Source organism: Caulobacter sp. (genome assembly GCF_049283275.1).
In the GTDB taxonomy this organism is placed as follows: domain Bacteria; phylum Pseudomonadota; class Alphaproteobacteria; order Caulobacterales; family Caulobacteraceae; genus Caulobacter.
Window position 1 is genome coordinate 1 of the sequence record NZ_JBAPVS010000113.1, and the last position, 7509, is coordinate 7509.

Annotated in this window: 9 protein-coding genes and 1 pseudogene; all 10 read left to right on the forward strand. The window is 65.6% G+C overall.

Going from position 1 to position 7509, the window contains the following annotated elements; genetic code table 11:
* Positions 1-367, forward strand: a pseudogene (locus WAL33_RS05420) (30S ribosomal protein S5); the annotation flags it as partial.
* Between the two features lie 3 nt (positions 368-370).
* Complete coding sequence (gene rpmD, locus WAL33_RS05425; protein ID WP_422179249.1) at positions 371-565, forward strand: 50S ribosomal protein L30; 195 nt, start codon at positions 371-373, stop codon at positions 563-565.
* Positions 566-727: 162 nt separating this feature from the next.
* On the forward strand, positions 728-1213 hold the full coding sequence (rplO, locus tag WAL33_RS05430; RefSeq protein ID WP_422179251.1) for a 50S ribosomal protein L15: 486 nt from the start codon (positions 728-730) through the stop codon (positions 1211-1213).
* 267 nt (positions 1214-1480) lie between these two features.
* Complete coding sequence (secY, locus tag WAL33_RS05435) at positions 1481-2839, forward strand: preprotein translocase subunit SecY (RefSeq protein WP_422179253.1); 1359 nt, start codon at positions 1481-1483, stop codon at positions 2837-2839.
* 148 nt (positions 2840-2987) lie between these two features.
* Positions 2988-3557, forward strand: a complete 570-nt coding sequence (locus tag WAL33_RS05440) for an adenylate kinase (RefSeq protein WP_422179254.1) — start codon at positions 2988-2990, stop codon at positions 3555-3557.
* A gap of 175 nt (positions 3558-3732) precedes the next feature.
* A complete protein-coding gene (gene rpsM, locus WAL33_RS05445; protein ID WP_422179256.1) occupies positions 3733-4101 on the forward strand; it encodes a 30S ribosomal protein S13 in 369 nt (122 codons plus the stop codon).
* Positions 4102-4114: 13 nt separating this feature from the next.
* On the forward strand, positions 4115-4504 hold the full coding sequence (gene rpsK, locus WAL33_RS05450; RefSeq protein ID WP_007662706.1) for a 30S ribosomal protein S11: 390 nt from the start codon (positions 4115-4117) through the stop codon (positions 4502-4504).
* A gap of 75 nt (positions 4505-4579) precedes the next feature.
* On the forward strand, positions 4580-5596 hold the full coding sequence (locus WAL33_RS05455) for a DNA-directed RNA polymerase subunit alpha (RefSeq protein WP_056437814.1): 1017 nt from the start codon (positions 4580-4582) through the stop codon (positions 5594-5596).
* A 190-nt stretch (positions 5597-5786) separates the two neighbouring features.
* A complete protein-coding gene (rplQ, locus tag WAL33_RS05460) occupies positions 5787-6200 on the forward strand; it encodes a 50S ribosomal protein L17 (protein ID WP_165186204.1) in 414 nt (137 codons plus the stop codon).
* Between the two features lie 165 nt (positions 6201-6365).
* The coding region (locus WAL33_RS05465) for a HAMP domain-containing protein (protein WP_422179259.1) at positions 6366-7509 on the forward strand (1144 nt) is incomplete at its 3' end.

A 7509-nucleotide genomic window follows, 5' to 3' on the forward strand; every position in this document is an offset into this window, starting at 1 on the left:
CCGCAAGGCGACCGAAGAAGCCAAGAAGACCATGGTCCGCGTTCCCCTGCGGGAATCGCGCACCCTGCACCACGACGGCTACGGCCGTTGGGGCGCCGGCAAGGTCATGATGCGCGCCGCCCCTCCCGGGACCGGCGTCATCGCCGGCGGTCCGATGCGCGCCGTGCTCGAAACCCTCGGCGTCGCTGACGTCGTGGCCAAGAGCACCGGCTCCTCGAACCCCTACAACATGGTTCGCGCCACCTTCGAAGCCTTGAAGGTTCAATCGTCGCCCCGCCAGATCGCCGCTAAGCGCGGCAAGAAGGTTGGCGACATTCTCGGCCGCCGCGCCGACGGAGCCTCGGCTCCGGACGCCATCGAGGGCTAAGACATGGCTACCGCTAAGCAAACCAAGACCGTGAAGGTGCGCCAGACCGGCAGCCCGATCCGTCGCAACGCCATCCAGCGCGCCACGCTCACTGGCCTGGGTCTCAACAAGCTGGGTCGCGAGTCCGAGCTGGAAGACACCCCTTCGGTGCGCGGCATGATCCGCAAGGTCCAGCACCTGCTGGAAATCGTCGAGTAGTTCTGCTACGAGACGTCGAAATCGCCACCCCGGTGAAAGCCGGGGTGGTTTTCGTTTGATCGCCCGACCTCTCGTCGGGTTTCAGGCGAAGCCAAGAAGTCTACCGTTTTCAAAGCCGAGTCCGGCCACTGGCCGGGCGTAGATCTCCAAGGAGAGGCACATATGACCAAGCTTAATGAACTGGCTCCGGCTCCCGGCTCGACCAAGGGCCGCATGCGCATCGGCCGCGGCCCGGGTTCGGGCAAGGGCAAGACCGGTGGTCGCGGCGTGAAGGGCCAGAAGGCGCGCTCGGGCGTCGCCATCGCCGGCTTCGAAGGCGGCCAGATGCCGCTGCACATGCGTATGCCTAAGCGCGGCTTCAACAACCCCTTCCGCCTGGAGTTCGCTGAAGTGAACCTGTGGCGCCTGGAGCAGGCCGTGGCCGCGGGCAAGTTCAAGGCCGGCGCGAAGCTCGGCGCCGCCGAACTGATCGCCGCAGGCGTGATCCGTCGCGAACTGGACGGCGTGAAGCTGCTCGGCAAGGGCGAAATCAAGTCCAAGCTGAACCTGACCGTCTATTCGGCGACCGAAGCGGCCATCAAGGCCGTTGAAGCCGCCGGCGGTTCGGTGACTGTGACCAAGAAGGTCAAGGTTCAAGCCGAAGCCTAAGACGACAACGTCATCCCGCGCGACGCTTGCCGTCGCCGGGATCGCGGAGAGGGCAGGGGACACCCCGCTCGGGCCGCAGTTTCCCATCGGGATGACAGAATAACGAGGCTCGCCGTGACATCGCGGCGAGCCTCACCTATGTACGGCTCCGTACTCGGGCCTTGTCCGGCCCCGGCGATTCACCGCCACCCGGACCTGAGCTCGGATTAATGCTTGGAGCGCGACCTGACCGCGGATGCGGCGCGCGCTCTCGACGTGGGGATTTGAATGGCCTCGGCCGCCGAACAACTCGCAGCCAATATGAACTTCGGGTCCTTCCAGAAGGCCACCGAACTTCACAAGCGCATCTGGTTCACGCTCATCGCCCTGATCGTCTATCGGCTCGGCACCTATGTGCCGATCCCGGGGATCAATCCGGAAGCCTTCGCCGCCGCCTTCCAGCAGCAGTCGAAGGGCATCCTGGGCATGTTCAACATGTTCTCGGGCGGCGCCGTGCAGCGCATGGCCGTCTTCTCGCTGAACGTGATGCCCTACATCAGCGCCTCGATCATCGTGCAGCTGATGGGCTCGGTGTATCCGCCGTGGGAAAAGCTGAAGAAGGAAGGCGGCGAAGCCGGCCGCAAGACCCTCAACCAGTACACCCGCTACCTGGCGGTCGTGCTGGCCCTGGTGCAGTCGTTCTCGATCGCCGTGGGCCTGCAGAGCCAGCCGGGCATGGTGGTCGGCGGCATCGCCCCGGTGTTCTTCATCGCCTCCACGGTCGTGGCCCTGACCGGCGGCACCTTGTTCCTGATGTGGCTGGGCGAGCAGATCACCAGCCGGGGCGTCGGCAACGGCGTGTCCCTGATCATCTTCGCGGGCATCGTGGCGGCCCTGCCGCTGGGCGTGGTGCAGATGTTCACCCAGGTGCAGACCGGGGCGATGTCAGGCTTCTCCCTGTTCGCCGTGGCCGTGCTGGCCGTGGCGGTGATCTTCGCCATCGTCTTCATCGAGCGCTCGCAGCGCCGCCTGCTGGTCCACTATCCCAAGCGCCAGCAGGGCAATCGGATGATCGGCGGCGACACCTCGTTCATCCCGCTGAAGCTGAACACCGCCGGCGTCATCCCGCCGATCTTCGCCTCCAGCCTGCTGCTGCTGCCGACGACCGCCATGGGCTTCCTGGCCACGGCCAACCTGCCCAGCTGGCTGTCATGGCTGCCGACCGTGGTCGGCGCCCTGCAACACGGCCAGCCGCTGTTCATGGTGCTGTACGCGGCCCTGATCATCTTCTTCTCGTTCTTCTACACCTCGGTCGTGTTCAATCCCGACGAGACGGCCGAGAACCTGCGCAAGTACGGCGGCTTCATGCCGGGCATCCGCCCGGGCAAGCGGACGGCGGAATATCTGGACTACGTCCTGACCCGCCTGACGGTGATCGGCGCGGCCTACATCACCGCGGTCTGCATCCTGCCGGAACTGCTGATGAGCAGCATGGGCCCGACCAAGTTCGCCCTGGGCGGCACTTCGATCCTGATCGTCGTGACCGTGACCATGGACACGGTCGCTCAAATCCAGTCCCACCTGCTGGCCCACCAGTATGAAGGTCTGATCAAGAAGTCGAAGCTGCGCGGCGGCAAGGGGCGCTAGCCCTCATCCCTAAAAGGGGAAGCGGACGCGACGTAAGGCAAGATAGCGGAAGCCGGTTTGTCACAAACCGGCTTCCGTTTTCAGCGAACCCACTCTAGGTCTGGGCGGACGCGGGCGGCAGATCCGTGGAAATGCAGGAAACGCATTGATGAACTTGATCCTGTTCGGGCCGCCGGCGGCGGGCAAGGGCACTCAGGCCAAGCGCCTGGTCGAGCAGCGTGGCATGGTCCAGCTGTCGACCGGCGACATGCTGCGCGCCGCCATCGCCTCGGGCTCCGAGCTCGGCCAGAAGGTCAAGGGCGTTCTGGACCGGGGCGACCTGGTCACCGACGAGATCGTCATCGCCCTGATCGAGGAGCGGCTGCCCGAGGCGGAAGCCGCCGGCGGCGCCATCTTTGACGGTTTCCCGCGCACGGTGCCCCAGGCCCAGGCCTTGGACGCCATGCTGGCCAAGCGGGGTCAGAAGATCGACTCCGTTCTGCGACTCAAGGTAGACGAGCCGGCTCTCATCGAGCGGATCTCCAAGCGATTCGCCGAACAGGGCCGACCTGACGACAATCCGGAAGTGTTCGTGACGCGGTTGGCGGCTTACAACGCCCAGACCGCGCCGCTGCTCCCTTACTACCGCGAGCAAGGCAAGCTCACGGAACTGGACGGCATGGCCTCGGTGGACACCGTGGCCGCGTCGATAGACGCCGCGCTTTCTGTCGTGGCCTGAGAACTTCGTTGGAATCCGTTCATTCGAGCGGATTCCGCCATTGACGGATGCGCAACTATCCCTATAACGGGGCGCTTCCGCGAAAGGGCGCGATCTGTGCGCGCCGGACTGGGTCGAAAGACCGGGCCGGGCGCGCCGTTCGCGTCTTTAGTGCGTGACTAGGAGAACATTAGACGTGGCCCGTATTGCAGGCGTCAACATCCCGACGAACAAGCGCGTTTTGATCGCGCTTCAGTACATTCATGGCATTGGCCAGAAGTCCGCTCGTGACATCGTCACGAAGGTGGGCATCGACGACGCTCGCCGGGTCAACCAGCTGACCGACGCCGAAGTGCTTTCGATCCGCGAAACGATCGACAAGGACTTCACCGTCGAAGGCGACCTGCGCCGCGAAAATTCGATGAACATCAAGCGCCTGATGGACCTGGCCTGCTACCGCGGCCTGCGTCACCGCAAGGGCCTGCCGGTCCGCGGTCAGCGCACCCACACCAATGCTCGCACCCGCAAGGGTCCGGCCAAGCCGATCGCCGGCAAGAAGAAGTAAGGCAGCCTGAACGATGGCCAAGGAACCGGCACGCGTTAAAAAGCGCGAACGCAAGAACATCACCTCGGGCGTGGCGCACGTGAACGCCTCGTTCAACAACACCATGATCACCATCACCGACGCTCAGGGGAACACCATCTCCTGGTCGAGCGCCGGCGCGATGGGCTTCAAGGGCTCGCGCAAGTCGACCCCGTACGCCGCTCAGATGGCTGCGGAAGACGCGGGCAAGAAGGCCGCCGAGCACGGTGTGAAGACCCTCGAGGTCAACGTGTCGGGTCCGGGTTCGGGCCGTGAGTCGGCTCTGCGCGCCCTTCAGGCCGCGGGCATGACCATCACGACCATCCGCGACGTGACGCCGATCCCGCACAACGGCTGCCGTCCGCCCAAGCGTCGTCGCGTCTAGTACTTTTACTACCCAATTCTCCATCGCCGGCTGCGAGATTCGCGGCCGGCGAGCCGCGTTCAAGGGATCGACCACGTGATCGAAAGAAACTGGAACGAGCTGATCCGTCCTGAGAAGCCGCAAATCGAGACTGGCGCCGACGCGACCCGCAAGGCTCGCATCGTGGCTGAGCCGCTCGAACGCGGCTTCGGTGTGACGCTCGGCAACGCTCTCCGCCGCGTCCTGCTCTCCTCGCTTCAGGGCGCCGCCGTCACCGCCATCCAAATCGATGGCGTGGTGCACGAATTCTCCTCGCTCGAGGGCGTCCGCGAAGACGTCGTCGACATCGTTCTGAACATCAAGCAACTGGCCGTGCGCATGCACGCCGAAGGCCCCAAGCGCATGACTCTGCGCGCCACGGGCCCCGGCCCGGTGACCGCTGGTCAGATCGAAACCCCGGCCGACATCGAGATCCTGAACCCCGACCACGTGCTCTGCACGCTGGACGACGGCGCTTCGGTGCGCATGGAGTTCACGGTCAACACCGGCAAGGGCTACGTCCCCGCCGACAAGAACCGTCCGGAAGACGCGCCGATCGGCCTGATCGCCGTCGACGCCCTGTACTCGCCGGTCAAGCGCGTCGCCTATCGCGTCGAGCCGACCCGTCAAGGCCAGTCGCTGGACTATGACAAGCTGATCCTGGAAGTGGAAACCAACGGCGCGGTTACGCCGGTGGACGCGGTGGCCTACGCCGCCCGCATCCTGCAAGACCAGCTGCAGATCTTCATCACCTTCGAAGAGCCCAAGGCCAAGACGGCCGACGAAGCCAAGCCGGAACTGCCGTTCAACCCGGCCCTGCTGAAGAAGGTCGATGAGCTGGAACTGTCGGTCCGCTCGGCTAACTGCCTGAAGAACGACAACATCGTCTACATCGGCGACCTGATCCAGAAGACCGAAGCCGAAATGCTCCGCACGCCGAACTTCGGCCGCAAGTCCTTGAACGAAATCAAGGAAGTGCTGGCCGGCATGGGCCTGCACCTGGGCATGGACGTTCCGAACTGGCCGCCGGAAAACATCGAAGACCTGGCCAAGAAGTTCGAAGACCAGATCTAAGAAGAGTATATCGAGTACCGCGCTTAATCCGGGCCGCTCTTTTCGAGAGCGGCCTGGGCCTTTTGAAGCCGCAACAGCGGTGGAGGGCCCCGGCGCTTCGTTCTGAACCCGGCAGGGACGCCGCTGGGATTGGTGACAATCAGCGCTTTTTCTTCGCGCTACAGCGGGCCGAGGCCCAGGAGAGACCACAATGCGTCACGGTAAAGCTCACCGTAAACTGGGCCGTACGTCCGCTCACCGCACCGCCATGTTCGCCAACATGTCGGCCTCGCTGATCAAGCACGAGCAGATCGTCACCACCCTTCCCAAGGCCAAGGAACTGCGTCCCTTCGTCGAAAAGCTGGTCACCCTGGCCAAGCGCGGCGACCTGCACGCGCGTCGTCAGGCCATCAGCACCGTCCGCGACGTCGAGCAAGTCGGCAAGCTGTTCGCCACCATCGGTCCCCGCTACAAGGACCGCCAGGGCGGCTACATCCGCGTCCTGAAGGCCGGCTTCCGCTACGGCGACAACGCGCCGCTGGCCGTCATCGAGTTCGTCGACCGCGACGTCTCGGCCAAGGGCAAGGACTCCGGTCCGGTCTACTCGGCCGACTCGGAAGACTAAGAATTTTCAGCTTTGGCTGACGGAAGAGGCCCCGGAGCGATCCGGGGCCTTTTTTGCGCTTGGGTCCCTGCGACAGGCCGCAACAAGCCCCACTCCGCCCAAGTAGAGGTTTTGTTCACCTCGTCGCCCCATCCTCCGCGCTTGAGGATTCGGGGGAGAATGGAGATGAAGATCTCCGGCGTCATGCGCGCCTTTGGCGGCGCGCTCGCGGCAGGCGTGATCCTGGCGGGCGGATTGGCTCTGTTCGCGATCGAGGGCCTGCGCGTCGGCGGTCCGCTGTTCCGCCAGATCGTCGACAACAAGGATATCGTCGCCGACATCCTGCCGCCGCCGCTCTACGTGGTCGAGGCCGACCTGGTGGCCACAAAGCTGGTCGCCCATCCCGAGACCGTGGACGCCGCCGCCGACAAGCTGGCCGCGCTGCGCAAGGACTACGACACTCGCAACGCCTACTGGAAGACCGCGCCGATCGACCCGGCCATGCGGACGATGCTGGTCGACGAGTCGTCCGCGCCGGCCATGGCGTTCTGGCGCGAGATCGACCAGGAAATCCTGCCCGCCGTCCGGTCGGGCGACCTGGACCGCGCGCGCCAGGGCCTGGCCCGAGCCGACGCCGCCTACGAGGTCCATCGCGCCGTGATCGACAAGGTCGTGGTCATGGCCAATCGCGACGCCGCCGCGGTCGAGACGCGGGCCGCCGGTCAGACCAGGCTGGCTTTCGCCTTGCTGGCCGGGGCCGGGGTCCTGCTGCTGTTGGTGGTGGGCGGCGGGATCGCCCTGATGAGCCGTCGCATCGTCAAGCCGATCCAGGCCATGACCGGCTTCATGGGGCGGCTGGCGGCCGGCGACTACGACCGGGCCGTGCCCTTCGCCGGCCGTGGCGACGAGATCGGCGAGATGGCCAATTCCGTGGCTGTGTTCCGGGAGGCGATCGTCGCGCGGCAGGCGGCCGAGGATCGGATCGCGGCCGAACGCGACGCGACCGAAACCGCCAAGGCCCGACACGATTCCGAACGGCAAGCCGAGGAGACCGGGCGCCTGCAGGTGGTTGAGGCCCTGGGCGCGGCGGTCGCCCGGCTCAAGGCCGGCGATCTGACGTCGCGGCTGGAGACGGCCTTCCCCAGCGCCTACGAGGGCCTTCGCGGCGACTTCAACCGGGCGATCGCCGGGCTGGAGGCGGCCATGGGCGAGGTGATCCAAGGCGCCGGCGGCCTGCGGGCAGGGGCGGGCGAGATCAGCGGCGCGATCGAGGACCTGTCGGCCCGCACGGAACGCCAGGCCGCCAGCCTGGCCGAGACCGCCTCGGCGC

Coding starts and splice junctions, on each gene's coding strand:
- rpmD (WP_422179249.1), top strand. CDS start 371: ATGGCTACCGCTAAGCAAACCAAGACCGTGAAGGTGCGCCAGACCGGC.
- rplO (WP_422179251.1), top strand. CDS start 728: ATGACCAAGCTTAATGAACTGGCTCCGGCTCCCGGCTCGACCAAGGGC.
- secY (WP_422179253.1), top strand. CDS start 1,481: ATGGCCTCGGCCGCCGAACAACTCGCAGCCAATATGAACTTCGGGTCC.
- WAL33_RS05440 (WP_422179254.1), top strand. CDS start 2,988: ATGAACTTGATCCTGTTCGGGCCGCCGGCGGCGGGCAAGGGCACTCAG.
- rpsK (WP_007662706.1), top strand. CDS start 4,115: ATGGCCAAGGAACCGGCACGCGTTAAAAAGCGCGAACGCAAGAACATC.
- rplQ (WP_165186204.1), top strand. CDS start 5,787: ATGCGTCACGGTAAAGCTCACCGTAAACTGGGCCGTACGTCCGCTCAC.